This window comes from Sideroxyarcus emersonii, assembly GCF_021654335.1.
GTDB classification, from domain to species: Bacteria; Pseudomonadota; Gammaproteobacteria; order Burkholderiales; family Gallionellaceae; genus Sideroxyarcus; species Sideroxyarcus emersonii.
Genome location: NZ_AP023423.1, coordinates 1,589,924 through 1,614,608, shown reverse-complemented (window position 1 = coordinate 1,614,608; position 24,685 = coordinate 1,589,924). Strand labels below are relative to the sequence as shown.

At 56.2% G+C, this 24,685-nt stretch carries 28 protein-coding genes and 1 tRNA gene; 24 read left to right on the top strand and 5 right to left on the bottom strand.

Going from position 1 to position 24,685, the window contains the following annotated elements; genetic code table 11:
• Positions 1–46 precede the first annotated feature (46 nt).
• The 7 genes from L6418_RS07890 (at position 47) to L6418_RS07860 (ending at position 7,477) form a co-directional block, all read left to right on the top strand.
• Complete coding sequence (locus L6418_RS07890) at positions 47–742, top strand: succinate dehydrogenase iron-sulfur subunit (protein WP_237246375.1); 696 nt, start codon at positions 47–49, stop codon at positions 740–742.
• Positions 739–972 (top strand): succinate dehydrogenase assembly factor 2, encoded by a 234-nt coding sequence (locus tag L6418_RS07885; RefSeq protein WP_237246374.1) that lies wholly within the window; start codon positions 739–741, stop codon positions 970–972. Before L6418_RS07890 ends, L6418_RS07885 begins: the two co-directional genes overlap by 4 nt.
• A gap of 18 nt (positions 973–990) precedes the next feature.
• Complete coding sequence (gene gltA / locus L6418_RS07880) at positions 991–2,277, top strand: citrate synthase (protein ID WP_237246373.1); 1,287 nt, start codon at positions 991–993, stop codon at positions 2,275–2,277.
• A gap of 47 nt (positions 2,278–2,324) precedes the next feature.
• On the top strand, positions 2,325–5,162 hold the full coding sequence (locus tag L6418_RS07875; protein ID WP_237248714.1) for a 2-oxoglutarate dehydrogenase E1 component: 2,838 nt from the start codon (positions 2,325–2,327) through the stop codon (positions 5,160–5,162).
• Positions 5,149–6,345: a 2-oxoglutarate dehydrogenase complex dihydrolipoyllysine-residue succinyltransferase gene (gene odhB, locus L6418_RS07870; protein ID WP_237246372.1), complete on the top strand. Its 1,197-nt coding sequence runs from the start codon at positions 5,149–5,151 to the stop codon at positions 6,343–6,345. Before L6418_RS07875 ends, odhB begins: the two co-directional genes overlap by 14 nt.
• 1 nt (position 6,346) lies before the next feature.
• Entirely contained in the window at positions 6,347–7,342 is a 996-nt protein-coding gene (locus L6418_RS07865) for an oxidoreductase (protein ID WP_237246371.1), read from the top strand.
• A 50-nt stretch (positions 7,343–7,392) separates the two neighbouring features.
• Positions 7,393–7,477, top strand: a tRNA-Leu gene (locus tag L6418_RS07860).
• A 142-nt stretch (positions 7,478–7,619) separates the two neighbouring features.
• Here the strand turns inward: L6418_RS07860 and L6418_RS07855 are convergent.
• The gene (locus tag L6418_RS07855) at positions 7,620–10,430 is read right to left on the bottom strand and encodes a DNA methyltransferase (RefSeq protein WP_237246370.1); all 2,811 of its coding nucleotides are present in this window, start codon (positions 10,428–10,430) and stop codon (positions 7,620–7,622) included.
• A 550-nt stretch (positions 10,431–10,980) separates the two neighbouring features.
• Between L6418_RS07855 and L6418_RS07850 the strand changes: the two genes are divergently transcribed.
• From L6418_RS07850 to L6418_RS07780, 15 genes are all read left to right on the top strand, one after another.
• The gene (locus L6418_RS07850; protein ID WP_237246369.1) at positions 10,981–11,259 is read left to right on the top strand and encodes a hypothetical protein; all 279 of its coding nucleotides are present in this window, start codon (positions 10,981–10,983) and stop codon (positions 11,257–11,259) included.
• Positions 11,259–11,717: a hypothetical protein gene (locus L6418_RS07845; protein WP_237246368.1), complete on the top strand. Its 459-nt coding sequence runs from the start codon at positions 11,259–11,261 to the stop codon at positions 11,715–11,717. Before L6418_RS07850 ends, L6418_RS07845 begins: the two co-directional genes overlap by 1 nt.
• The gene (locus L6418_RS07840; protein ID WP_237246367.1) at positions 11,714–12,553 is read left to right on the top strand and encodes a hypothetical protein; all 840 of its coding nucleotides are present in this window, start codon (positions 11,714–11,716) and stop codon (positions 12,551–12,553) included. The genes L6418_RS07845 and L6418_RS07840 overlap by 4 nt, the downstream gene beginning before the upstream one ends.
• A 329-nt stretch (positions 12,554–12,882) precedes the next feature.
• The gene (locus tag L6418_RS07835; RefSeq protein WP_237246366.1) at positions 12,883–13,329 is read left to right on the top strand and encodes a hypothetical protein; all 447 of its coding nucleotides are present in this window, start codon (positions 12,883–12,885) and stop codon (positions 13,327–13,329) included.
• Between the two features lie 47 nt (positions 13,330–13,376).
• Entirely contained in the window at positions 13,377–13,604 is a 228-nt protein-coding gene (locus L6418_RS07830; protein WP_237246365.1) for a hypothetical protein, read from the top strand.
• Complete coding sequence (locus L6418_RS07825; protein WP_237246364.1) at positions 13,601–13,903, top strand: hypothetical protein; 303 nt, start codon at positions 13,601–13,603, stop codon at positions 13,901–13,903. Before L6418_RS07830 ends, L6418_RS07825 begins: the two co-directional genes overlap by 4 nt.
• A gap of 252 nt (positions 13,904–14,155) precedes the next feature.
• Entirely contained in the window at positions 14,156–14,365 is a 210-nt protein-coding gene (locus L6418_RS07820) for a hypothetical protein (protein ID WP_237246363.1), read from the top strand.
• Positions 14,366–15,091, top strand: coding sequence for a hypothetical protein (locus L6418_RS07815; RefSeq protein ID WP_237246362.1), 726 nt, complete (start codon positions 14,366–14,368; stop codon positions 15,089–15,091).
• Position 15,092: 1 nt separating this feature from the next.
• The gene (locus L6418_RS07810; protein WP_237246361.1) at positions 15,093–15,503 is read left to right on the top strand and encodes a hypothetical protein; all 411 of its coding nucleotides are present in this window, start codon (positions 15,093–15,095) and stop codon (positions 15,501–15,503) included.
• Positions 15,504–15,642: 139 nt separating this feature from the next.
• Complete coding sequence (locus L6418_RS07805) at positions 15,643–16,071, top strand: hypothetical protein (RefSeq protein WP_237246360.1); 429 nt, start codon at positions 15,643–15,645, stop codon at positions 16,069–16,071.
• 51 nt (positions 16,072–16,122) lie between these two features.
• Positions 16,123–16,668 carry a hypothetical protein gene (locus tag L6418_RS07800; RefSeq protein WP_237246359.1) on the top strand — a complete coding sequence of 182 codons (546 nt, stop codon included), beginning with the start codon at positions 16,123–16,125 and terminating at the stop codon, positions 16,666–16,668.
• A gap of 45 nt (positions 16,669–16,713) precedes the next feature.
• On the top strand, positions 16,714–17,640 hold the full coding sequence (locus L6418_RS07795; protein ID WP_237246358.1) for a hypothetical protein: 927 nt from the start codon (positions 16,714–16,716) through the stop codon (positions 17,638–17,640).
• Positions 17,641–17,767: 127 nt separating this feature from the next.
• The gene (locus L6418_RS07790) at positions 17,768–18,097 is read left to right on the top strand and encodes a hypothetical protein (protein WP_237246357.1); all 330 of its coding nucleotides are present in this window, start codon (positions 17,768–17,770) and stop codon (positions 18,095–18,097) included.
• Positions 18,097–19,035 carry a hypothetical protein gene (locus tag L6418_RS07785; RefSeq protein ID WP_237246356.1) on the top strand — a complete coding sequence of 313 codons (939 nt, stop codon included), beginning with the start codon at positions 18,097–18,099 and terminating at the stop codon, positions 19,033–19,035. Before L6418_RS07790 ends, L6418_RS07785 begins: the two co-directional genes overlap by 1 nt.
• A 94-nt stretch (positions 19,036–19,129) precedes the next feature.
• Positions 19,130–19,417 (top strand): hypothetical protein, encoded by a 288-nt coding sequence (locus L6418_RS07780; RefSeq protein WP_237246355.1) that lies wholly within the window; start codon positions 19,130–19,132, stop codon positions 19,415–19,417.
• A gap of 252 nt (positions 19,418–19,669) precedes the next feature.
• On the opposite strand, the gene istB is transcribed toward L6418_RS07780, so the two are convergent.
• Entirely contained in the window at positions 19,670–20,473 is an 804-nt protein-coding gene (gene istB, locus L6418_RS07775; RefSeq protein ID WP_237246354.1) for an IS21-like element helper ATPase IstB, read from the bottom strand.
• Positions 20,466–21,962 carry an IS21 family transposase gene (istA, locus tag L6418_RS07770; RefSeq protein ID WP_237246353.1) on the bottom strand — a complete coding sequence of 499 codons (1,497 nt, stop codon included), beginning with the start codon at positions 21,960–21,962 and terminating at the stop codon, positions 20,466–20,468. The genes istB and istA overlap by 8 nt, the downstream gene beginning before the upstream one ends.
• Positions 21,963–22,280: 318 nt before the next feature.
• Here istA and L6418_RS07765 point away from each other — a divergent pair, with 318 nt between their 5' ends.
• Both L6418_RS07765 and L6418_RS07760 read left to right on the top strand, forming a co-directional pair.
• The gene (locus L6418_RS07765; RefSeq protein WP_237246352.1) at positions 22,281–22,724 is read left to right on the top strand and encodes a LexA family transcriptional regulator; all 444 of its coding nucleotides are present in this window, start codon (positions 22,281–22,283) and stop codon (positions 22,722–22,724) included.
• A gap of 1 nt (position 22,725) precedes the next feature.
• Positions 22,726–24,000, top strand: coding sequence for a Y-family DNA polymerase (locus tag L6418_RS07760; protein ID WP_237246351.1), 1,275 nt, complete (start codon positions 22,726–22,728; stop codon positions 23,998–24,000).
• Positions 24,001–24,068: 68 nt separating this feature from the next.
• Here the strand turns inward: L6418_RS07760 and L6418_RS07755 are convergent, their stop codons facing one another.
• Positions 24,069–24,512, bottom strand: coding sequence for a hypothetical protein (locus L6418_RS07755; RefSeq protein WP_237246350.1), 444 nt, complete (start codon positions 24,510–24,512; stop codon positions 24,069–24,071).
• Positions 24,509–24,682 carry a hypothetical protein gene (locus L6418_RS07750; protein ID WP_237246349.1) on the bottom strand — a complete coding sequence of 58 codons (174 nt, stop codon included), beginning with the start codon at positions 24,680–24,682 and terminating at the stop codon, positions 24,509–24,511. Before L6418_RS07750 ends, L6418_RS07755 begins: the two co-directional genes overlap by 4 nt.
• Positions 24,683–24,685 lie beyond the last annotated feature (3 nt).

The window sequence follows — 24,685 nt, the reverse complement described above, 5'->3', positions numbered from 1 at the left end:
CGGCGAACTGATGGGTTTCCGGGGAGCCGGCCACAGGAGCGATGCGATGAAATTCAGGATTTACCGCTACAACCCCGACACGGATGTCTCGCCATACATGCAGGACTATGACCTGCACATGGATGCGGGTGATGCCATGCTGCTGGACGCGCTGATGCTGCTGAAGCAGCAGGACGATACGCTCGGTTTCCGCAAGTCGTGCCGCGAAGGGGTGTGCGGTTCGGATGCGATGAACATCAACGGGCGCAACGGCCTGGCCTGCATCACGTCGCTGTCTTCGCTCAAGCAGCCGATCGAGATCCGGCCCTTGCCGGGCTTGCCGGTCATCCGCGACCTGATCGTGGACATGGCGCAGTTCTTCAAGCAATACCACTCGATCAAGCCTTATCTGGTGAACAACGATCCGCCGCCGGAGACCGAGCGGTTGCAATCACCCAAGGACAGGCTGGAACTCGATGGACTGTACGAGTGCATCCTGTGCGGTTGCTGCTCGACTGCCTGTCCGTCGTTCTGGTGGAACCCGGACAAGTTCGTCGGCCCGGCCGGATTGCTGCAGGCATATCGCTTCATCGCGGATACGCGCGACCAGGACACGGCGGCGCGGCTGGACAATCTGGAAGACCCTTACCGCCTGTTCCGTTGCCACACCATCATGAATTGCGTGGATGTCTGCCCGAAGGAACTGAATCCGACCGAGGCCATCGGCAAGATCAAGGATATGATGGTGAAACGCACGGTATGAAGGAGCTGGAGCGCGTGCGCTGGCGTTGCCGGCGCGGATTGCTGGAACTGGATATCGTGCTGGGGCGTTTCGTCCAGCAAAGATATCCGGTGATGGACGATGAGCAACGCGCGGCCTTTGACGAATTGCTGGATCTGCCGGATACGGAACTATGGGATCTGATCACCGGCAAGAAAGAGCTGGCGCATGCGCATCAGGGCGTGGTGCTGGAGTGGCTGAAGGATGTTTGAACGAATCGAGGATCGAAAATGGAAAGCAAACGCATTGCAACACTGACTCTGGATGATGGACGTAGCGTTGAACTGCCTATTCTGTCCGGTACGCTAGGCCCGGATGTGATCGACATCCGCGCGCTCAGCAAGTTGGGCGTGTTCACTTACGACCCGGCATTCTTTTCCACCTCGAGCTGCACGTCCGAGATCACCTTCATCGATGGCGATGCCGGACTGCTGTATTACCGCGGTTATCCGATCGAACAGCTGGCGGAGAAATCCGATTTCCTGGAGGTCTGCTACCTGCTGCTGAACGGCGAGCTGCCGACGGCTGCCCAGAAGACGGAGTTCTCCAACAACATCACGCATCACACCATGGTGCACGACCAGCTTGCGCGCTTCTTCAACGGCTTCCGCCGCGATGCGCACCCGATGGCGGTGATGGTTGGCGTGGTGGGCGCGCTTTCCGCCTTCTATCACGACTCGCTCGATATCAACAATCCGCAGCATCGCGAGATATCGGCCAAGCGCCTGCTGGCCAAGGTGCCGACCATTGCGGCGATGACGCACAAATACAACGTCGGCGAACCGTTCATGTATCCGAAGAACAAGTTCGGTTTCGTCGAGAACCTGATGTACATGATGTTCGCCACGCCGGCGGAAGAGTATGTGCCGAATCCGGTGCTGGTCCGCGCGCTGGAACGCATCCTCATCCTGCATGCCGACCATGAGCAGAATGCTTCCACCTCGACGGTGCGGCTGGCCGGTTCGAGCGGTGCCAACCCCTTCGCCTGCATCGCTTCGGGCATCGCCGCGCTGTGGGGGCCGGCTCACGGCGGAGCGAACGAGGCGGCATTGAAGATGCTCGAGGAAATCGGCGATGTCTCGCGCGTTCCGGAATATGTGCAGGGCGTGAAAGACAAGAAATACAAGCTGATGGGGTTCGGCCATCGCGTCTACAAGAACATGGATCCGCGCGCCTCGGTGATGCGCCAGACCTGTTACGAGGTGCTGAAGGAGCTGAAGCTGGAGAACGACAAGCTGTTCGGGCTGGCGATGGAGCTGGAGAAGACCGCCCTCAAGGATTCCTATTTCATCGACCGCAAGCTGTACCCGAACGTGGACTTCTATTCCGGCATCGTGCTGCGCGCGCTGGGCATCCCGATCAACATGTTCACGGTGATCTTCGCCGTGGCGCGCACGATCGGCTGGGTATCGCAGTGGAACGAGATGATCGCCGACGCCGAGCACAAGATCGGGCGTCCGCGCCAGCTGTACCGCGGCTCGGTGCGCAGGGATTTTGTGCCGATCGCCAAACGTTGACCCAAGTGAGGTGGACCGTGAACGCACCGGGAAATGACTATCTGCAGATGATGCAGAACACTTCGATGTTATCCGGGGGCAACAATGCCTTCGTCGAGAGCCTGTACGAAGACTACCTCCGGGATGCGGGCTCCGTACCGGCAGAGTGGCGGGCCTATTTCGACAAGCTGCAAGCGGCGAACGCGCAGCACGATGTGGCGCATGGCCCGATCCAGCGGGGTTTCCTGCAACTGGGCAAACGCCAGGCGGAGACGCCGGTGCATGCCGACGAGACGCGTAAGCAGGCCTCTGTGCTGCAACTCATCAATGCCTATCGTTTCCTGGGCGTGCTCAACGCCGATCTCGACCCGCTGAAGCGCCACCCCACGCCGGATGTGGCGGAACTGAACCCGTCCTACTACGGCCTGGGCGAAGCGGACATGGATACTACCTTCTTCACCGGTTCGCTGGTGGGCGGTGCGCGCATGACCTTGCGCGAGATCTTGCAACGCCTGCGCCGCATCTATTGCAGCAGTGTCGGCGCCGAATACATGTATATCAGCAGCGTGCCTCAGAAGCGCTGGATCCAGGCGCGCCTGGAAGGCCCGGCGGGGGAACTGCGCTATTCGAACGAGATCAGGAAGCGCGTGCTGGAGCGGCTGACGGCGGCAGAAGGGCTGGAACGTTACCTGCACACCAAATATGTCGGACAGAAACGCTTTTCGCTGGAAGGCGGCGACACCCTGATCCCATTGCTCGATCACCTGTTGCAGCGTGCAGGAGAACAGGGGGTGAAAGAGTCCGTGATCGGCATGGCGCATCGCGGGCGCCTGAACGTGCTGGTCAATACGCTGGGCAAACTGCCCAAAGACCTGTTCGCCGAGTTCGAAGGCATCCACACCGAGCACCTGGCCTCGGGCGACGTGAAGTATCACCAGGGGTTCTCCTCGGACATCTCCACGCCGGGCGGGCCCATGCACCTCACGCTGGCGTTCAATCCCTCGCACCTGGAGATTGTCAATCCGGTGGTGGAGGGGTCGGTGCGAGCAAGACAGCACCGTCGCCTGGATACCAAGGGCAAGCAGGTGTTGCCTATCCTGTTGCACGGCGATGCGGCATTCGCGGGTCAGGGCGTAAACCAGGAGACCTTCAACCTGTCGCAAACTCGCGGCTACGGCACCGGCGGTACGGTGCACATCGTGGTCAACAACCAGATCGGCTTTACCACCTCCGATCCCCGGGATACTCGCTCATCGCTGTATTGCACCGATGTGGCGAAGATGGTCGAGGCACCGATCTTCCACGTGAATGCGGATGATCCGGAAGCGGTGCTGCTGGTCACCGAGATCGCGCTCGACTATCGCATGCAGTTCGGCAAGGACGTCGTGGTGGACATGGTGTGCTTCCGCAAGCTGGGGCATAACGAGCAGGACGAGCCTCTGGTCACCCAGCCGCTGATGTATCGCAAGGTCAATCAGCATCCGGGCACGCGGGCGCTGTACGCCGGCCGCCTGGTGGAGCAGGGTGTGCTGGCCGCGGACGAGCCGGATGCCATGGTCGCCGAGTATCGGCGCGCCATGGATGAGGGGCGCAATCCCATCCAGCCGGTGCTGACCGGGTTCAAGCAGGAATTCGCCGTGAGCTGGTCGAAATTCAAGGGCGGGGTCTCGTGGCGGACGCCTGCCGTGACCAGCCTGCCGCGCGAACGCTTGCAGCAGCTGGCGGAACGCCTGGTGGCGCTGCCGCAGAACTTCAAACTGCACTCGCGGGTGGAAAAGATCATTGCCGACCGCATCGCGATGGGCAAAGGAGAGCTGGCGCTGGATTGGGGGATGGCCGAGAACCTGGCGTATGCCAGCCTGGTTGCCGAAGGCTACCCGGTACGGCTGTCGGGCGAGGATTGCGGACGCGGCACCTTCTTCCACCGCCACGCGGTGCTGCACGACCAGAACCGCGAGCAATGGGACAAGGACCTGTTCATCCCGCTGCAGCATATCGTGCCGGATCAGGCCGACTTCATCGTGATCGATTCCATCCTGTCGGAAGAGGCTGTGCTGGGTTTCGAATACGGCTACGCCACCGCCGAACCGAACACGCTGACCATCTGGGAAGCGCAGTTCGGCGATTTCGCCAACGGTGCGCAGGTCGTCATCGACCAGTTCATCGCTTCCGGCGAAGCCAAGTGGGGCCGGTTGTGCGGCCTGACCATGCTGTTGCCGCACGGTTACGAAGGGCAGGGGCCGGAACACTCGTCCGGCCGCATTGAGCGCTACCTTCAGCTCTGTGCCGACTACAACATCCAGGTATGCATCCCCTCGACTGCTGCTCAGATATTCCATCTGCTGCGCCGCCAGATGCTGCGTCCCTACCGCCGGCCGCTTGTCGTGTTCACCCCGAAGAGCCTGCTGCGCAGCAAGGATGCCGCATCGCCGCTGAAGTGGTTCTCCGAAGGCACCTTCCAGACGGTGATGCCGGAAGCCGACACGCTGGATGCCGCCAAGGTCCGGCGCATCATCGTGTGCAGCGGCAAGGTGTATTTCGATCTGGTCAAACACCGCAGGGAAAAGGGCCTCGACAATATGGCCATCATCCGGCTGGAGCAGCTCTATCCCTTCCCGCACGACGAGTTCGCGGCACAGGTCGCGGCGTATCCGAATGCGACCGAAGTGGTGTGGTGCCAGGAGGAGCCGGGCAACCAGGGAGCCTGGCACCGCATCCAGCACTACCTGCTGCGCCACATGCGTGCCGACATGCGCCTGGATTACGCGCTGCGTCCGTCTTCGGCCTCGCCTGCCGCCGGCTATCTGGCGACCCATAACGAACAGCAGAAAGCGGTGATCGAGGCGGCCTTCCGTCCCGATCTCGATGTCAAGAACAAACCAGGAGCACACCATGAGCATCATTGAAGTCAAAGTCCCGCAGCTCTCCGAATCGGTCTCCGAAGCCACGCTGCTGACCTGGCAGAAGAAGATCGGCGAAGCAGTGCGGGAGGGCGAGAACCTGATCGACATCGAAACCGACAAGGTGGTGCTGGAATTGCCGGCCATCAAGAGCGGAGTGCTGAGCAAGATCATCAAGGCGGACGGCGCGAAAGTGGCCAGTGGCGAGGTGATTGCCCAGATCGATACCGAGGGCAGCGTCAAGGCCGCCGCCGCTCCTGCCGCACCTGCGGCGGCAGCGCCAGGCGCTGCCAAGGCACCTGCGCAGGCTGCTGCCGTGTCGCCTTCGGCACGCAAGCTGGCGCATGCGCACGATGTGGATGCGGCGAGCCTGCAGGGCAGCGGCCGGCACGGCCTGGTGACCAGGGAAGACGTGCTGGAAGCAGTACAGCAGACTTCCGCGACCGCGAGCCAGCCGGCTGTCGCGCCGGTGGTGGTGCCTGCGGGCGACCGCCCGGAGCAGCGCGTACCGATGACGCGCATCCGCCAGCGCATCGCCGAGCGCTTGCTGCAATCCCAGGCCAATGCCGCCATCCTGACCACTTTCAACGAAGTGAACATGCAGCCGGTGATCGAGCTGCGCAACAAGTACAAGGAGGCATTCGAGAAGAAGCACGGCGTGAAGCTCGGCTTTTCCTCGTTCTTCGTCAAGGCGGCGGTGCTGGCCTTGCAGAAGTTCCCGGTCGTCAACGCCTCGGTGGACGGAACCGATATCATCTACCACGGCTATTTCGATATCGGCATGGCCATCGGCAGCGAGCGCGGACTGGTGGTGCCCATCCTGCGCGACGCAGACCAGCTGTCGCTGGCGGACATCGAGAAACGCATCGCTGATTTTGCCGCCCGTGCCAAGGATGGCAAACTCACCATGGAAGAGTTGAGCGGCGGCACGTTCTCCATCACCAACGGCGGGGTGTTCGGCTCCATGCTCTCCACGCCCATCATCAACCCCCCGCAGAGCGCCATTCTCGGCATTCATGCGACCAAGGACAGGCCGGTGGCAGAGAACGGCCAGGTGGTGATCCGCCCGATGAACTACCTGGCGCTGTCGTACGACCATCGCATCATCGACGGGCGCGAGGCGGTGCAGTTCCTCGGCACGATCAAGGAAGCGCTGGAGTACCCGGGCCGCGTTTTGCTGGATCTGTAACATGCAGACATTCAAGGCATTCCGTATCTTCGACGACAACGGCAAATCGCAAGGCCGTTTCGTCGACCTGTCGCTCGACGACCTTGATCCCGGCGAAGTGGTCATCCGCACCCATTATTCCGGTGTCAATTACAAGGATGCGCTGGCCGCAACCGGCGCGGGCAAGGTCATCCGCCGTTTCCCGTGCGTGGGTGGCATAGATGCCGCCGGCGTGGTCGAGTCCTCGCATGACGCGCGCTTCAAGGTCGGCGACCAGGTGCTGGTGACCGGTTATGACATGGGGGTTGCGCACGACGGCGGTTTCGCCGAACGGGTGCGTATCCCGGGCGACTGGGTGGTTCCATTACCGGTCGGGTTGTCGCTGTTCGAGGCGATGGCCCTGGGGACGGCCGGCTTTACGGCGGCGCTGGCCATCCATCGCCTGGAGCAGAACGAATTGACGCCCGACAAGGGCAAGGTCGTGGTGACCGGAGCCACCGGCGGGGTCGGCAGCCTGGCGATACGCATGCTGTCGCAGCTCGGCTACCGCGTGGTTGCACTGACCGGGAAGGAACGCGAGCAGGAATACCTGAAATCGCTGGGCGCGAGCGAGGTGCTGCTGCGCAGCTCGGTCGACCTGAAGAGCACCCGCCCGCTTGAGAAATCGCAATGGGCTGGCGCACTGGATGCGGTCGGAGGCGACACGCTGGCATGGCTGGCGCGCACCATGCAGCAGGACGGCGCCATCGCAAGCTTCGGCAATGCGGGCGGCATCGAGCTGCATACCACGGTGTTCCCGTTCATCCTGCGCGGCGTGAAATTGCTGGGCGTGGATTCGGCAGCGACGGCCATGCCATTGCGCAAACAGTTATGGCAACGCCTAGCCGGCGATCTTCGCATCGACCGTTTCGACCTGGTCGCCCACCGCATCCCTTTCGCCGAACTGCCGGCGGCATGCTCAAGACTGATCGCCGGCGAGGCGCACGGACGCTCCGTCGTGGAATTTGCGCCGAACTAGAAACCGCTCGGTTATAATGCGCGCCCCTTGGGGCTTCCACGGCTCCATATGCGAAAGTGGCGGAATTGGTAGACGCACTGGATTTAGGTTCCAGCGCCGCAAGGCGTGAGAGTTCGAGTCTCTCCTTTCGCACCAAGGACTTACGATACTTTTCCATACCTCCGAATACCTGAAAATACCTCAAAAACGAGGCCATTTTTGCCGGATTTTGCCGGATCAAAAATCTTAAAAAGTATTAAAAGGTAGTTGCCTCAAGTCCGTCAAAAACTGGTGATGTTCATTCTTTGGGTTTGCGGCTTTTCTTGGCAGGAGCCGCAGGCAAAAGGCTGGTGATTTGCTGGTAACGCTCAAACAGGAAGGTGACGCGCGCAGCATCATCCTTGCCGCCTTTGTACTGGTAGGCGGCATCCACGGCCTTGTCGAGTGCGGCGTGCGCTTTAACCAATTCGGGTGGCATGGAGAGCGGATCGTACAGGTCGGCAAGCGAGGATTCTGGATAGAGGGCGCGGGCATCGAGGATGGCCTGCGCGGCAGCTTCAATGGCTGCATTGTGTTTGTCAGTCGGTGTATTCGGCCAAGGGAAGTTGTTATAGACGATCCCAATGGAATACTGGTAATCACTTTTCATTCGCCCGCAAACAGCTCTCATCCAGGCCATGTGCATTATCGATTGTAGTAAGCCAAAATCATAAAGCGAACCGTTTGGTATGAACTGCAATGTATTGTTGACGATGACATCGTGAGTTTCAAAACCTAACGGCATATAGATTCGTTTCTCGGAGGATACCTTCGGAATAACGATATAACTACCTTTAGTCGGTTGCCGGTTTTCTCCAAACAGCCAAGGCGATTTGGCTTTTTCGATAGTTGCCGATTTTGGGCTTGCAAGGCGAAAGTCTCGAACGGCTTCAACGCGTTTCAAAACAGCAGTCATTGCCCGAAGTTCGTTCGGTGCAATGCCTTCCATCCATAAGCACCAGCGCTTGCCGTTATTCAGGAAGTCATCTCCACCAAGGAATGGGCGAATCCATTTCTTTGCACTAGGTTCCTCTCGAATAAGTATGCGTTTATCTTCTTCGTTTAGTACAAGATTTCCATCATCAGTGGCTTCGTTTCCCTTTACCATTTCTGCCGCATCGCAGAAGGGCTTGGTGCGTTTCTCCAGCAGTACATTTTGCGCTTCCACAAGATATGGATTGATGCGTCTCAACGGCAGTGTGACAGGTTCGCCTTTGATATTGTTACCGTAATCAAAAATTGTGCACTGCCTGGGTTCAGTTAACCCGAAACCGACGATGACGCAATGCACGGCGGCCACGCCCTTACCTTCATTGCTCCACTTGAAAGTCCGATGGGCAAAACGGATTTTGATCCCCTGCGCCAAAAGGTAGCTCCACAGGATGCCGACTTGTTCCCCTTGGGTGATGCTATTGGTGGAGACGAAGGCGACCTCAATGGAGGGATTTCCTTGAATGTAGTTCGCCGCTTTGGCATACCAGCATGCCACATAGTCCAACACGCCCGCGCCTTTGACCTTGCCGAAGATGAGTTCCATATCGCTCTTTTGTTCGGCGTTTTGTTCCTTCTTGCCGACGAACGGTGGATTTCCCAGCACATAACTGCATCGCTCAGCCGGGATGACGGTATTCCAGTCGATTCGTAGTGAATTGGCGCAAGCGATGGTAGCGCTGTCGGTGAGCGGAATGGAAGGGCGGGTGGTGCCGAAGCGTTCAGCGGCTTCCATATTCATCTGGTGGTCGGTAATCCACAGTGCGACCTTGGCAATGTGTGCGGCGGCTTCGTCGATCTCGATGCCGTAGAACTGATTGACCTTGACGCGGCAGAGGTGCGACACATCAAGCAGTCCACCGCGACCCACGTTAGTCATGCCGATCTCGCTCATGGATTCGATGGTGTCCATTTCGAGTTGGCGCAGTTCGCGGAAGGCGATGACGAGGAAGTTGCCGCAGCCGCAAGCGGGGTCAAAAAATGTCAGCGTGGGCAGTTTGTCGTAGAAGGCTTCTAGCAGTTTTTTATTCTTCTTGACCTTGTTCAGTTCGGCACGCAGATCGTTCATGCAAAGCGGGTTGATGACGCGAAGAATGTTGCGCTCGCTGGTGTAGTGCGCACCAAGTTCGCGGCGCGATGCCTTACGATTGCTGCTGTCTGCGCCGTCCGGGTTGTGCTCTTCCAGGACACCCTGGAACATCGCGCCAAAGATGGCGGGGGAAATGCCGCTCCAATCCAGCTTGGCACAGGCGCTAAGTTGCTCGTGCAAGTCTGAATCGAATGAGGGGATGCGGGTGTTCTCGGCAAACAATGCGCCGTTTACATAGGCAAAAGCGGCAAGGGCTTCGTCGAGATTTTTCTGGCGCTGATCCTCCGGGGTGTTCAACACCTGGAACAGCTCGGCCAGCATGCGTCCGGTATCGCTTCCATCCTTGCGAGTGGCTTCAAGCAGTCGAAGGAAAATGCCGTTCTCGCCGAAGATGCCAGTATCCTCGGCAAAAAGGCAAAACAGCAGGCGGGTAAGCAGAACTTCGAGATCGCGGCCCTTGAAGTTGGAACGCAGCAGGGCTTCGTGAAATTTGCTGATGGCGTAGGCAGCGTTGCGGTCGGCTTCCGACTCTTCGATGTAGTCAGTCAGTTCGCTTTCAAGCAAGAACATGAACCAGTCAGCCTTCTTTGGCAGTTCTGCCAGTTTGCATTGGTGGTAACCACCGCCCGCTTGCAAGTCGTAAAGCCGGATGCGGGCGAAGTCGCTGGTGATGATGTAGCGCGGGCGCTCTTCTTCCTTGAGCGACAGAAAATATTCGCTGGCCTGATCGAACGCGGCATCGAGGTCTTTGCCTTTGCTCTTGTGTTCGATGATGAGCTTGCCGGGGATAAAGCTGTCGATGAAGCCCTGCGCGCCGCTGAGCTTCTTTACCGATTGTTCGTAGATGGTTGCGCTCTCTGCGCGAATGCCGAAGCACTCATAAAAACGCAGCCAGAAGGTTTGGGCTTGGCTGCGTTCATTGCTGGCGTGCTGCTGTTCCTTGGCGAATGCGGATAGTCGTTTGCGTATTTCGTTGCGGGTGAGTGCCATGCCTGCCTCGTTGTTATTTGAATTTTGCAGCAGGATTCTACGTGAACGCCTATCAATGCGCACCATCGACCGCCTGCCAGCCTAATAAAATCAGTGCTGCGCAGCATGGCTACCCGCAAGCCCAATAAAATCAGGGGCTGCAGCAGGGTGCGCACTGCGCAGATTTGCGCACCAGCAGCGCGCAATTAAGCAGTCGATGAAAATATTTTTTAGACAGGCAAATCGCTCTGGAAGCCCTGAAAAATAAGGCTGTTTTGATTCATACAGACAATTCAAGACATTGAATCTAAACGAAATAACGTTAAAAAGGTATTGACAGGGAGCTTGAGGGAATCTATACTGCGAACCAATCAAGTACCTCCGTTCCCAATTTAAATTCTTCGCCCGGCAATCCGGCTCGGCGATTCGGCAGTCGTAGCGACGGTACGACGAACGGCTTGATAGCGGCACTCTTTATACGGAAGCATTTATAAAAGAGTGCGAGTGCGGGGGTAGTAAATCCAAAAAGGCATACCGGGAAGTTGCCTGATTTTCTGAAAGGAAATCAGGCATGACCGTTTCTGACATTTTTAAAGGCCGCATCGCGGTCACACCTACGGAAGCTGGCTACGCAATTTTCGGCCAAGCTCGCCAAACCACAAACAACCAGCTTTGCAAAGGCAGCTTTCCACTGCCCGTCACCGTGATCTCGGGCAAGCGCATTGTGCTGGTTGATGACATCCAAAAATTTATCGATGAAGCGCGAGAAAAATCGTTAAAGCCCCGTCGTGGCCGCCCGTCCAAGGCCAGCAAAATTGCCGCAGCAGCGCAGCAAGAAGGGGGTGTTTAATGGACGCCGCCACCCTTCTCAAAATCATGCAGCTGCCCGCCAGCCTGTCCGGCGCGGCCTACCTCGAAGCCGTGAAAGGCACAAAAATCCGCAACCCGCGCGGCCTCGCGCTTCACGTCATCAAGCGTGAGGAGCGGCCAACGGCATACGTCAGCCTGGACGAAGAGCGCGATGAGGAAGACGGCTACAGCCTGCACGAAAAGCTTGCCGCGGCCGATCCGGCAGACCTGGTGGACTACATCCGCGCACGCACTGCCGAGTTTGACGATCAGATCGAAAATGTTTTTGACGAAGTGAGGGATGGAGGAAAGCAATACGGAGAGAGCCTCGGCCTGTCCGGCCGCAGGGGGCAGCAGATCATCCAGAAACAGGTCAAAAACATTGAGGAAGCCCGCAAATTCAAGGAAGGCGGCAAGGGGCAGGGTGGGTTGTTTGGCTTCGACGGGGAGGTGGTATGAAACAGAAGGGTTCTATCAATCGTAATTTCTATCGTCAGCCGCGTGTTCGCGCACTGGTGCCCGACTTGAAGCTTCTTTTGTCGGTTCTTTTTGTGAGTTGCGAAAGTCATATTGGTTGTTGGTTGCCTGCCGGGCTGGCCGACGATTCGGGTCTGTCGGACGAGGCATTGGCCGGTGGTCTGGCCGCGCTCGAAAAAGAAAAATTTATAGAAATCGACCAGGAAACCGGCGAGATTTTTTTGAACGATTTTTTCCGGAACAACACTTTTAAGACACCTCAGCGGGTAGGCCAGGCGCGGTCGGACTTCAATGTAATTGAGTCTGAAAAGTTGCGTAAAAAGGTGCTTGAAAAAATCGAGCTTTCCCCCGAATGTGGCCTCAAAAAATCTCATTTCGAAAATAATCAGCAACTTAACTTCCAAGGGGAAGGGGAAGGGAAAGAAGAAGGAAAAGGAGAAGAGAGAGAGCGTACGCGCGCGCGCGGGAGCGATCATGTTTCTTTTTCAAAAAACCAAAAGCAGTCATCAGCGGCGGCAATAAAAGAATCGGTTGAGCAGGCCGACGTGAAACAGATTCACGAAACTGGACTGACCATTAAAACAATAGAAGATCAATTATTGTCTGAAAAATTGGTCGAACAATATGGATTCGAAAAGGTTAAAGAGGCTGCAGTTCAAGTATTGATCGAGCAGGGTGCGGCTTGGCCGTCAGTTGCTGCAAAAAAGTTGAGCGGATTTAATCCGAATGAACGCGGCTCAAAAATAACAAAAGGAAAATGGGCGGGGTTTAACGATAAGAATTATTTAGAGGGGATCGGTGATAATTATTCTTTTTAATTTAATCCTGCGCTGACCGACTCCCGGCGCACAGCCCTCAGGGCGCCCGTGCGCAAGGGTGGTTCTGTACTTAGTCATCCGCACATCACCAAACCCGCCAAAACCTCGTTGGCGGGTTTTTCTTTACCTCACCAATACCAACCCCTCAACCGCGCTCCCCAGCTCTCCAAATCGCTTTGCTGAGGATGAGTTTTTGAGTTAACGCAGGTGCGTACGCAGGTGCGTTCGCATGTGCGTCAAAAGATTCGCTGCGCAAATTTCGCACCCCTGCACCTGTGAAACAGGTCGATCAAATTTCTGATCTTCCCTAACTTAAAGGAGCTTCAAAAATGAAAATGAATAAGACGGTTGTTGCATCGGCAGTTTTGGCAGGTCTTGTGGTTGCGAGCGGTGCGGTGCACGCCGCTGATCTGGGCGCGTATGCCGGTTGGGGCCTGGCGGCTGGGGACGGTGGTACATCCCAGCAACTGACGGTCGGGACCGGTATTGGCTCGGTCGGCGAGCGCGACACGATCACTTTTGCTACTGACGCGCGCCTGCTGAGTGCCGATGCCAAACACAATCGCGTCGGGAACGTCGGCCTGTCGGCCTTCCTGTCTACCGACTCCAGCGTCACCCCGTACATCCGCGTGTCCGGCGGTGGAACTGGAGCCGGGGTCGGGATGGGCGCAGTCGCACCAATCGGCGCGGGCTTCTATCTCAACTCCGAAGTGGCGGGCTACAACAACAGCCAGGTGCGCGGGATGCTGAGCTTTAGCGTGATCCGCCACTTCTAACCCCACAGCCCACCCTTCGGGGTGGGCGTCTCCAGGAGAAAAAAATCATGTTTGAAAAAGTAAAAAGCGGGCTCGAAAAAGGAGAGGTCGAAGTCTCCGAAACCCGGCAGCAGGTAATCGGGCTCGCCATCCTGCTGATCGTCGTCGTCCTGGCCTATTTAACCGGTCGCGGCGACGGGATCGAGGCTGCGCAGCGCGACAACGCCAATCTGCAACAGCTCACCCAAAAAGTCGAAAACCTCAAAAAGATAGTGGAAGAGGGGTGTCCGCGATGATCGTGCGCATCACTCAAATCGTCTTTCTTGCACTGGTCGTGTACTTCTTTGTCCACTCCACCAAGGCCAGCGCAGAGCCAATTCCAGCGGGTTTTGAATCGGCCTGCCGCAGCGTTGGCGGCGAGCCTTGGCAGAGCCGGAACGGCGAGCGGGTGGGCTGTCTGTTCGGTCGTGACTCGACTTTTATTAAAACCATCGAGTCTTTGAACCAGGCGCAGCAGCAGGCCGGGGAAGCGGCGGCATCGCTGGTATCTGCCGGGGCGGCGAGCATCAAAGAAGGCATCGCCGGGGGTAAGTGATGAGCGTCTGCATCAACTGCCAATACTCCATCGTCCCTGCGCAGCCCGTGCCCCAGGCCAAGTGCTGGAAGACCGGCCAGGTCGTGCAGATGTGGAAGCCGCACAACTGCACGCTCTACATTCAATCGCCAATCTTCCTGATTCGGGCGAGGCACAAGTCAAACCCGAAGCCGATTTGAATTTCGCAACCACCAACCTGTGAAACAGGTGGATCAAACGGATCCACCAAAACCAAAACAAGGAGCTTCAAAAATGAACACCGTTTCAAAAATCAAAGAGATCAACGACAACTACCAAGATCGTTTGTCCGAGTTCGAGAAGAATTTCATCGCGGACAACATCGCGCGCATCGGGAAGTGGGGCGACGACACGCGCTTCAGCGAGAAGCAGGTCGGCCTGGTGGATCGTATCTACAAGGAGCGCGTCGAAGAAGGCCGCGCGCCAGGCGCGAAGGGGGGTTAAATGACTAACCCCGCTCTCAAAATGTCACCCCAGGAGCGGCAGCAACGCAGCGCAGAAAAACGCGCTGCGGTGTTGGGCTTCCTCGCCAGCGGCGAGCAGTGGTCTACCCTCACCGTGCTGTCCGAGCTTTTGCGGACGAGCGAGCGGAACGCCCTGCGGCTGCTGCAAAAGCTGAACGAAGAGAAGCTGATAAAGGTGGACGACCGCGTGCTGCCGCACTTGCGGTTGAAGCTTTACGGCATCACCGATCATGGCCTGGCCGTGGTCGGCGCGGACGTGGATATGAAAGCGTTCGCCATCGGTCGGACCAATCCCAGCTTCGTTCAACACCACCTGGAATCGCAACTTGTTCGGATTCGCGCGGAGCAGACGGGCTGGTCCAATTGGACGCCTGGTAAGGTCTTGTTCACCGACAACTCAACCCGCCTCAAAAAGCTGCCCGATTCGCTCGCCAACAGGCCGGACGGGCGCAGGGTGGCCGTCGAAATCGAGAGGTTCGTCAAGTCGCCAAAGCGTCTGACCGACGTGGTGGGGCTGCATTTGCAGCAGATCGTGGCCGGGAAATACGACCTGGTGTACTACTTCACGCCTCATCCAGAAGCGCAGATGAGGGCCTTCAACAAAATCCAGTTCGTGACCATGGAAAATCAAAAAGTGAAGCTGAATGATTCGCACCGTGCCCGGTTTAAAGTCTTTAATTTAAGTGAATGGAAAGGAGAAATGTAAAATGCAAATCTCAGCGTCAGCACTGTTCTTTGCCCTCGTCACCGGCCTTTTGGGCGCGTGGCTCTTCCTGTGGCAGACCGATAAGCAACACCAGGATTTCCGCGTCACAGAAAGCCGTGTCGCCTGCGACAAGGCCCGATTTGATTCGGACTTTGCCGGAAGTTTTGGGCACGCTTCCCAGCAACAAAAGGACCGCGAGCGTGCGGCCTGCGGTGATGAGGCCGCAGTAGTCGCGGACAGGTCGAAGTCGGAAGAAGAAGCCCACAAACAAGGCCAGGAGCTCAAGAAATCCATCGAAAATGCATTGACCAACGACCAAGCCCAAGCGCAGGCGCAGCAGCAGGCAACACAAGCGGCGGCGTCGGCGGTGGCCGCAACAACCAAAGCTGCGGTGGCCGAGATCAAAAAATAATCCAGCTGGTAAGAACCTTCACGCCCAGGTCTTTCGACTTGGGCTTTTTTTTGCCGCTGCTTTTCAAATTTCGCCCCCCTCAACCTGCTCAGCAGGTCGATCAATTTTGATCCTCCGCAATTGAAAAAAGGAAATGAAAATGAATCTGAAAATGCTTATTGCCGCGCTTGCGCTGCTTGCTGCACTGACCGGTTGTGCCACGTCCAACCCGGTCGATCCTCACTTCGGAAATGTAAACGTCGACGGGACGGTGTCCAAAATCGCGGTTGGCCGTCAAAAAATCTCCTGGCCGGGTATGGATCATGCACGGTTCGATTCTCTGGAAATGACCATTCGACCGGGAGTGAGCTACGTAGTCCGTCCGTCCGTCCGCGGATTTTATACGGTTGCAGCTTGCGAAAATCCGAAATGCCAGGCTGATGTGCGAGGGTACTACTCAGTCGATGCCTGTCTCGGTCGCCACGAGTGCCAGGTGATGCCGCCCCGCGATCCCATCCGTCCAGAGCCTCGCGTTCAGAACTTTTATTTCTTTGACGAGCTGAATCCTACGAACGGACTGCCAAGGTAAGACCACCCACCGGCTCGCGCAGAGCCGGTGCCCAAATAAGGAGATTTGCAAATGAATAAGCTTTTGATGATCTTGCTGGCGCTGCTTGTTTCACAAAGTGCGCTTGCTTTCGATCAATTTTATGATCGTAAAACGCCGACCGGTACGGATCGCATTTGCATGGATCCCAAAAATAACGGTGGGGATCCAGCCGTGAATTCGATGAAGTATTTGGACTTCCTTGTGATTTTCAAACAATCAGATGACGACGGTTCATACACCCAGCGACTGGAAAACATTCGTCAGCTGGTGGGGCGGCGGCAGGCTGCAATCGAAGCAAGAAGGGCTGGCGGGAGCGCACAAACTGTACTTCTTCCCTACCAAAAAATGGATGGAGTTTGGGAAGTGCAAATCATCGGGAACGGACTAGAAGCCGGAATCACGGGAAGTATCCAAACCGCATCTTCATTCTATTTTAAATTCGCCGGGGATGGCGTCATGTTGGTTACTACCGAGCCTCCAACGAGGTTTTCCTGCTGGAATTTTGTCCATACGGAAGAAGAAGCGGAAGCCATGAAAAGATTCGGGCCACATCAACAAAAGAACAAGCTGGATTAATTGATAAAAACCCCGGCCACTCGTGGCCGGGAATGGAGATAGGAAATGATGAAAAAAATTCTGTATGCACTTTTGCTCTTGCCATCCGTTGCGCTTGCCTCGCCGCCCGGTGACTTTGGTCGTGAAATGAACGATCCACAGTCAAGCCTAAGCCACACCAGACAGGGGACGATTGACAGCTCGGGAGAGCGTGCCCGCGAGAAGTCGCGAAGTAAATCTCATGCCGAGCGCGATTCCACTTCGCGCGACCATCAAAAGTCGTTTAGTCGCGAGGTCAATATCAATTCTTTGCTGATCCAGATGTTTACCGCTCGATACGAGCAGCAGCACACCGGAACGGGTGAGGCGGGCGAGTATTTTGGACTTTGCAATACCTTTACAAAGATGATCTCCGACTATCCTACGGTCAATGAAACCGAGGGTGAGGTGGCAGGGCGCGCACAGGTGAATGAAGATTCAGGCAGAAGTGGTGGTTTGATGAGCAGACCTGCAGCCGGCCTGCAGGACGATCAATTAGCCCAAACGCCTTACGTCCGCCGCTATATCCAGTGTCGCATCACGGCAGGTGGATGGCTGGCCGAAGCTGGGAACCGGGCAGCCAGAACTCCTGCAAAAAGCGATTCGGAAATCCGCCAGATCATCGGCCAGGTATTCGCCCAAATGGACTCAGATGACCAGCTGTTTGAGCGTGTGCGTCAGCATGCACGCGATGTTTGGTCGAGCGTGAGCTGCACGAACTGGGTCGATGATTTTATTTTTTATAAAGGGCCGGACATCCAATGCGGCACGGTCGTTTTTGATTCCCACGGCTGGCAGATCGAGAATCGGCAAACCCTGTCTGCCGAGGCTATCGATGGGACCGCATACAAAATCAGCTTGAGCGACTCCGATAGCACGTCAACCAGCTCGGAAAACTCCCGCAGCCGAGAAGCCAAGGCGAGCGAAGGCAACCGATACACCACCTCCCGCTAGTCCAGCAGCATCCACAGGCCGGTTTCGACCGGCCTTTTTTTGCCTCTGCTTTTCAAATTTCGCCCCCCTCAACCTGCTATGCAGGTCGATCAAATTTCTGATCTACCAACCAATAAGGAGCTTAAAAATGAATCTGAAAAAAGTGTTTGCCGCCGCTGCTGCTGCTGTTCTTATTTCCCCTGGTCTGGCATGCGCCTCATGCGCCTCGGATGCTTTCGCGGATAGAGCCGTGGCGGTCTGCCAGAAGTCAATCACCGGCTGCGTGGCCGAGGAGAAGCAGGTCCGCAAGGTGGCGGGCTGGGTGGGAATGAGCGGTGAGGATTTTGATAAGCAGATGATCGAGCGTGCAAAAAATCTGAAAAGCAATAGTTTGGGAAGTCGGTTTGCAATTGCGCTCGACATTCTGTCTGAGGCATCCGTTAAGTCGCTAATTTTGGAACGAAAGGAATTTAGATAATGAGCCTGAAATTTTTAGTCGGCGCGCTCGCATTTCTGCTTGCCGCCTGCTCAAATCCGGTCACAAATTCGGCTGGCTCCGACCAGTCCAGCGCCAGCGGTTTCGAGTACATGATTTCCTGGACTAAGAAGCTGGTTCGCAGTTGGTCGGCCAAGGCAAGCCTGCAAGTCCCGGCGGAAGGAATCATCGCAGATGCGCTAATCGATCCTAAATTTGCAGGCGGGCGCATTGATGGTGCCGAGGTGCGCGAACTCGTTTTTAAAAAAGCCCAAAATAATGATTTCCAGAAGTACATGAAAGAGGGCGTCGGGCCGGGCTATGTTGCGACAAATCGTAAGGATTTGAAGCAAATCTTTGAGCCTGGCACGTATCTCCTGCCCGTCAGCGCCATCGTTTCCTCTTACCGCGGCTGGCCAGTCGGCATGATGGACATGAACGAGTTTGGTGAGCGCGGAGCGTCCGAAAACGAGAAGCTTTTTTACCTTGGATTTCAGGAAGCCGCTGTCGAATACACGAACTCTTTGTTCACCAAAATCGCGATGGAACTCAACAACGACGTTGGGGTATTGGAAGACCCTCAATCCGCGAAGCAAGCGATTCAGCAAATCTACAAATCCATCCCAAAAACCACGTTGGACAAGCTCTGGGTTGATGCTGTGGATCATGCAGCCGGCCGTGGGAGCCGTACAGTCGATTTGAACGGGAACAAGGGGGTGGATTGGATCGCAGGCGGCTCAAGCTACTCCGGCGGCCCGGACGGCCTCACCTGGGCAAAAAATGGTGTCGCATGGTTCGGTAAAGGGGCGCTGAGCGGCAAGCAATGGACCATCGGCCTTGAGTCTTCAATCAGCAAGTCCACCGATAAATCCAGCAGCGATTCGGAAAATGTTGGCGGCCAGACTGGCGAGAAATCTTCGGCAGGTGCTCAGCCCAAGTAACTGAAAAACTCCCGCCCTTTGGGGCGGGAATTTCGCCCCCCACCACCTGATAAACAGGTGAACGGTTCACCGAAAAACGAAAAGGAAAAATCGTATGACGTTGCATCAAATCTTGAAGCGTCGGGAAGAGGAAAGTGCGAAAGCTTGGGAGCGTATTTTCACCAAAAACAAACCTGATTTTATTGTTGCGGTGGGGGTGATGTTCTCTATTCTGGTGGGCTTTCTTTTTTACAAGTTGGCCTGCATTTTCGTCGAGCCGACCGACGAAGTTTTAATCGGTTCGATTGCATTCGCTCTGCTTTTTTTCGTAGTAATTTTGACCGACAGGTATGAGAAGTTTCGCAAAAACCAACGTGAAAAAATTGAAAGGAATTACCAATGAGCATCGAAAAACTGTTGAAGCAAAAAGAAGAGCTGGAAGCCAAAATCAAGGCGCACCAGCGCGTTCAAAAACTGAAGCTGTTGGCGCGCGTTTAAAATTACCCAGCCCTGCGCGTTGAATTTTACCCAGGCACTTTAGCCGCCGTTTTGGGCGGTGGCTGCGGATTAGTGTAGCTCAGTTTCACTGCTTTTGACTTCCGAGATGGCCGCGAAGGAATGTGGCCAACAGTACATTCCTTCACGGCTGGTTTCTTCAGATCGTCTCATCCTCAACGACAGCTTTCCCCCGCTTGCTTTGCTCCCTGGCCTTGATGCGCGTCTTGGCCGTTGCGCTGCTGTGCCGGAACCGATAGGACTCATTGCCGGTTTCGACGATATGGCAGTGATGGGTCAATCTGTCCAACAGTGCCGTGGTCATCTTCGCATCGCCAAATACACTCGCCCATTCGCCGAAGGTCAGATTCGTCGTAATGATCACGCTCGTATGCTCGTAGAGTTTGGATAACAGATGGAATAGCAAGGCACCTCCAGACTGACTGAAGGGCAGATACCCCAGCTCGTCAAGAATGATCAGATCCAGTCGCATCAACGCAAAGGCCAGTTTCCCGGCTTTGCCTGCGGCCTTCTCCTGTTCCAGCATGTTGACCAGATCAGCCGTCGAGTAAAAGCGCACCCGCTTGCCGTGCTGTGTGATGCCCGCAATACCGAGCGCGGTTGCCAGATGGGTCTTGCCAGTCCCCGTCCCGCCAATCAGCACGACGTTATGCGCCTGTTCGGTGAAGGACATGCCGGCCAGATCATCGATCAGGCTCCGATCCACCTTCGACTGCTCGAATTCGAAACCGGCCAGATCGCGATGCACCGGGAATCTGGCGGTATGCATCTGGTAGTTGATCGAACGCATGTGACGATCCGTATGCTCGGCCTGTAACAGGTGTTCGATCAGCCAGCGCGAGGTTTGCATGCCAACCGAATTGCTATCGGCGGCAATTTCTTCCCAGGCACTCATCATCCCGTACAGGCGCAAGCTTTTGAGTTCAGCGGCAACATCACGCATGATGCACCTCCACACCCAGGCGCAGACCGTCATAACGAACCGTGTCGGCAATCGGAGCCTCGTTCACCTCAAGGTGCGTTTCAACCTGCACCGGCGGCGGCGATGGCTTGAGCCGGTTCAGCACATTCTCGATATGCTCGACGCTGAAGTTGCCAGACTCCAGCACCAGTTCCACCGCAACAAGAACAGCCTCCAGTCGGTACTTCGGCACGACCGCCAGCACCTTGGCCATCACCCGGTCGCCGCCTTCGCGCTTGAGCAACAAGCCGCGCAATCGTTGCAGTGGCTCCGGCATATCGGCAAACGGTGCACCATTCCGCAGCGCGCCGGGCTTCCTTTCGATGATCGGAATGTAATGCTGCCAGTCGTACCGCGTCTCTTTGCGCCCGAAGCAGCGCGTATGGCTCGCCACCACCGCGTCATGGGCCACGAAGTCGATCCGTTCCGGGTAGGTACGGATGCTCACCATTTGTCCGACCAGTTCGCACGGCACAGAGTAACGGTTGCGCTCCTCGATCACCAGGCAGGTGCTGGCCACTTTGCCGATGGTCTCGACGTAGCCGTCGAACGGGGTAATCATGGGCATCAGGCTGGGTTGTTCCTGTTCAAGCATTTCCGCCAGTGTCAGGTCGAACTCCGGGTGCTTCAGCTCGCCCCAGAGTGACCGGCATTTCGCCAGTAACCACAGGTTGAGTTCGGCAAAGGAACCAAAGCGTTCTTCAACCGCTTCCTGCCAGATGCGCCGCCGGCTGTCCTGTACGTTCTTCTCGACGACGCCTTTCTCCCAGCCGGACGCGACGTTGCAGAAGTCCGGATCAAACAGGTAGTGCGAGGCCATCGCGGCAAAGCGCGTGTTGACGATGCGCGACTTGCCTTTCTTGACACGGTCCACCGCCGTCTTCATGTTGTCGTAAATGCCCCGGCGTGGAATGCCGCCCAGCGCGGTAAAGGCCCGCGTATGGGCATCGAACAGCATTTCGTGACTTTGGGTGGGGTATGCCTGCACGACAAATGCACGACTGAAGCACAGCTTGAAGTGGGCCAGCAGTATCTTGCGATAGACGCCGCCTATGACGATGTGTTCTTCGCTCCAGTCGAACTGGTGTGCTTCTCCCGGTTCGAATTGCAGCGGCACGAAGGCTTTCACTACTGCGGCACCTCCGTTTACCCGCCAGCGCCGGATGAATTCAGTGACTCGGCTATAGTCGCCATCAAATCCCAGCGTCTGCAGTTCGGCATATAGCTTCAAGGCCGTGCGACGCTCCCGCTTTGGCCTTCTGGCATCGACCTCCAGCATCTTCAACAACCGCTCGGCATACGGCGCGATCTTGCTGTCACAACTCACTCTGCGGTACTTCGGCTCAGTACCCTCCGGTGCCTTGAGCCACTTACGGATCGTCTTGCGCGTCAGGCCCGTACGCCTCTCGATTTCCGATAACGACAGCCTGTCCCGGTGATACAAACGCCTTACTTTACCCAGTATATTCATGGTGATCATCTCCTTGGTTTCTCCATTCCGAAAATCGGAACGGAGGAGGTTAATCACCTGGGTAATTTTCAGCGCGCAGAGGCTAGGTTTTCTGGGGAATATTCATCGCGTACCAACAAAGAAGAGACCTCCGGTAGCGATCAAACCGCTGCCTGGCACTGTCCGCTGCTGAGCGGGAAGCGGACATCCTCCCAACCTGCGCAAACAGCACTTCTAGCAAATCACCGCAGTCCGCTTTGGCCGAACAACAGTCCGCCAATTTGACAACAGAACGAACGTTCTCTAACATCATGCAAACCTCGAAACACTAGGTTTGCCATGAATCACCCCGTTTCCATTGAAGTGTCTCGCCCGGCAATTGGCTTGCAGCCAATCCGGCTGCCTATCTTTAGCCATAAGGTTGCGGCGGGCTTTCCATCCCCGGCCGACGACTACATTGAAGGCCGATTAAGCCTCGATGAGCACCTGATCCAGCACAAGGACTCGACATTCTTTGTCCGTGCCAAGGGCAACAGCATGACCGGTGCAGGCATTTTTGACGGCGATATTCTGGTCGTGGATAAGAGTCTGGATCCTTCAGCTGGAGACATCGTCGTGGCCGTGGTCGATGGCGAGTTCACTGTGAAATATCTCATCAAGCAAGGCGAGACCGTGATCCTCAAGCCTGCCAATGCTCGTTTCAAGGACATTGAATTTTCGGACGGGCAGGAGCTTCAGGTGTGGGGAGTGGTGACATCCACAGTGAAGCAGTTCCGGCGCTGATATGCCCTTAGCCCTGGTCGACTGCAACAACTTCTACGTCTCTTGCGAGCGGGTGTTCAACCCCAAGCTCGAAGGCCAGCCGGTCGTCGTGCTATCCAATAATGATGGCTGTGCTGTTGCGCGCTCCAATGAAGTGAAGGCGCTCGGAATCAAGATGGGTGAGCCGTGGTTCAAGATGAAGGATATAGCCGAGAAGCACGGCATCATCGCGCTATCCAGCAACTACACTCTCTATGGCGACATGTCCGCCCGGGTGATGTCCATTCTCTCCAACTTTTCGCCCGACCAGGAGATTTACAGCATTGATGAATCCTTTCTCGACCTGGCTGGCTTCAGGCCAGAGTCGCTGCAAGACTACGGCCAGCAAATCCGGAAGGCGGTAAGGCAAAGTGTTGGGATACCAGTATGTGTCGGCATAGCCGACAGCAAGACCTTGGCCAAGCTCGCCAACCATTGCGCCAAGAAAGGACTTGCCGGAAAAGATGGAGTATGTGACTTCGGACGGCTGGACAAAAGGCAGCTATCAAGTCTGTTTGCCGGCATTGAAGTTGGAGAGGTGTGGGGCATAGGCCGACGCATTAGCGCCAGATTGAGCGAGCTGGGCATAGAGACGGTCGAGGACCTCCGGCAAGCAGACCCGGAATACATCCGGCAGCAGTTCTCGGTCGTGGTTGAGCGCACGGTCAAGGAGCTCAACGGCATCCCATGCATCGAGCTGGAAGAGGCCAGCGCACCGCGTCAGCAGATCATGGTATCCAGATCGTTTGGCCAGCCGGTGACTACACTGGACGACCTTTCCGAATCGATTGCCTACTTCACCACACGCGCTGCCGAGAAGCTTCGGCATGATGGATCTGTAGCGGCCAATCTGTGTGTCTATATCCGGACCAACCCGTTTAAACCTGAAGAGCCTCAATACAGCCGCTCATTGATCGTGCCTTTGATTCAGCCGACAGATGACACCACCAAGCTGGTGCGTGCAGCGCTGGAAGGGCTCAAGGCTGCATTTCGCCCAGGCTTTCGCTATAAGAAGAGCGGGGTCCTGTTGATGGGCTTGCAGCCGAAGGGAGCGATTCAGGCCACCCTGTTTGATGATCCAGTCGCGCAGGCCAAGTCAAACTCCATGATGAAGGTCATGGACCAGATCAACAGGAAGATGGGGCAGGGGAGTGTTGCTGTGGCGGCTAGTGGCATTCAGAAGCGCTGGGCGATGAGGCGAAAGAACAAGTCGCCTGCATATACGACTGAATGGGGTGAGTTGCCAACGGCGAAGTAGAGCTACAAGGAATTCACTAGGGCAGCAAAACGGGGCAATCGATCTTACAGGTCGGCTGTACGTCAGATTCAAAGTGACTCGACCGATAGGTCGAGCCCCAAGCGCTCTCCCTCGCCGAGAACTGCTTTCCGAAGGCCTTTTTTGTATCGTTGCGCTGCCTCAAGGGGGCAGACAAAGCAGAATGAACGGAGTTTCGGAAGACCGTTGTCGCGTGCAACTAGCACTTTGAATATGTCACGATAAAACTCAAAGTGATCGTTGTTTGGCGACACCTTTAGTTCGTACGCAATACCATCAATTATATCGACGAGGTCGATGCGCTCGCGCAGTTGCCCGACCGGGTGCTCACGGACAAAGCGCCCCGGAAATGCCGCCTCAACTGCTGATTGCCAATCCGCAGTGATGATTGCTGCCAATTTATCACCAGTTCCCGCATCCCCGGTCATGCGCCAGTGTTTCTTGTGTACCTCTTGAGCGAAGTGAATTACTGAACTGCGAATAATCTGATTCATTTTGCGTCAGGTTCTTTTAACTTACCAAATGCAACGTTGTCTTTCACGTTCCACTCGTATTTATCGATAAGAGCATCTTTGATTGCATCATCAATCAGAACTATTAACCTTTTTGGTAAATTGGCGAAGTATAGCAAGCCCCACTTCTCGAATGCGTCTGTAGCTTCCATAAA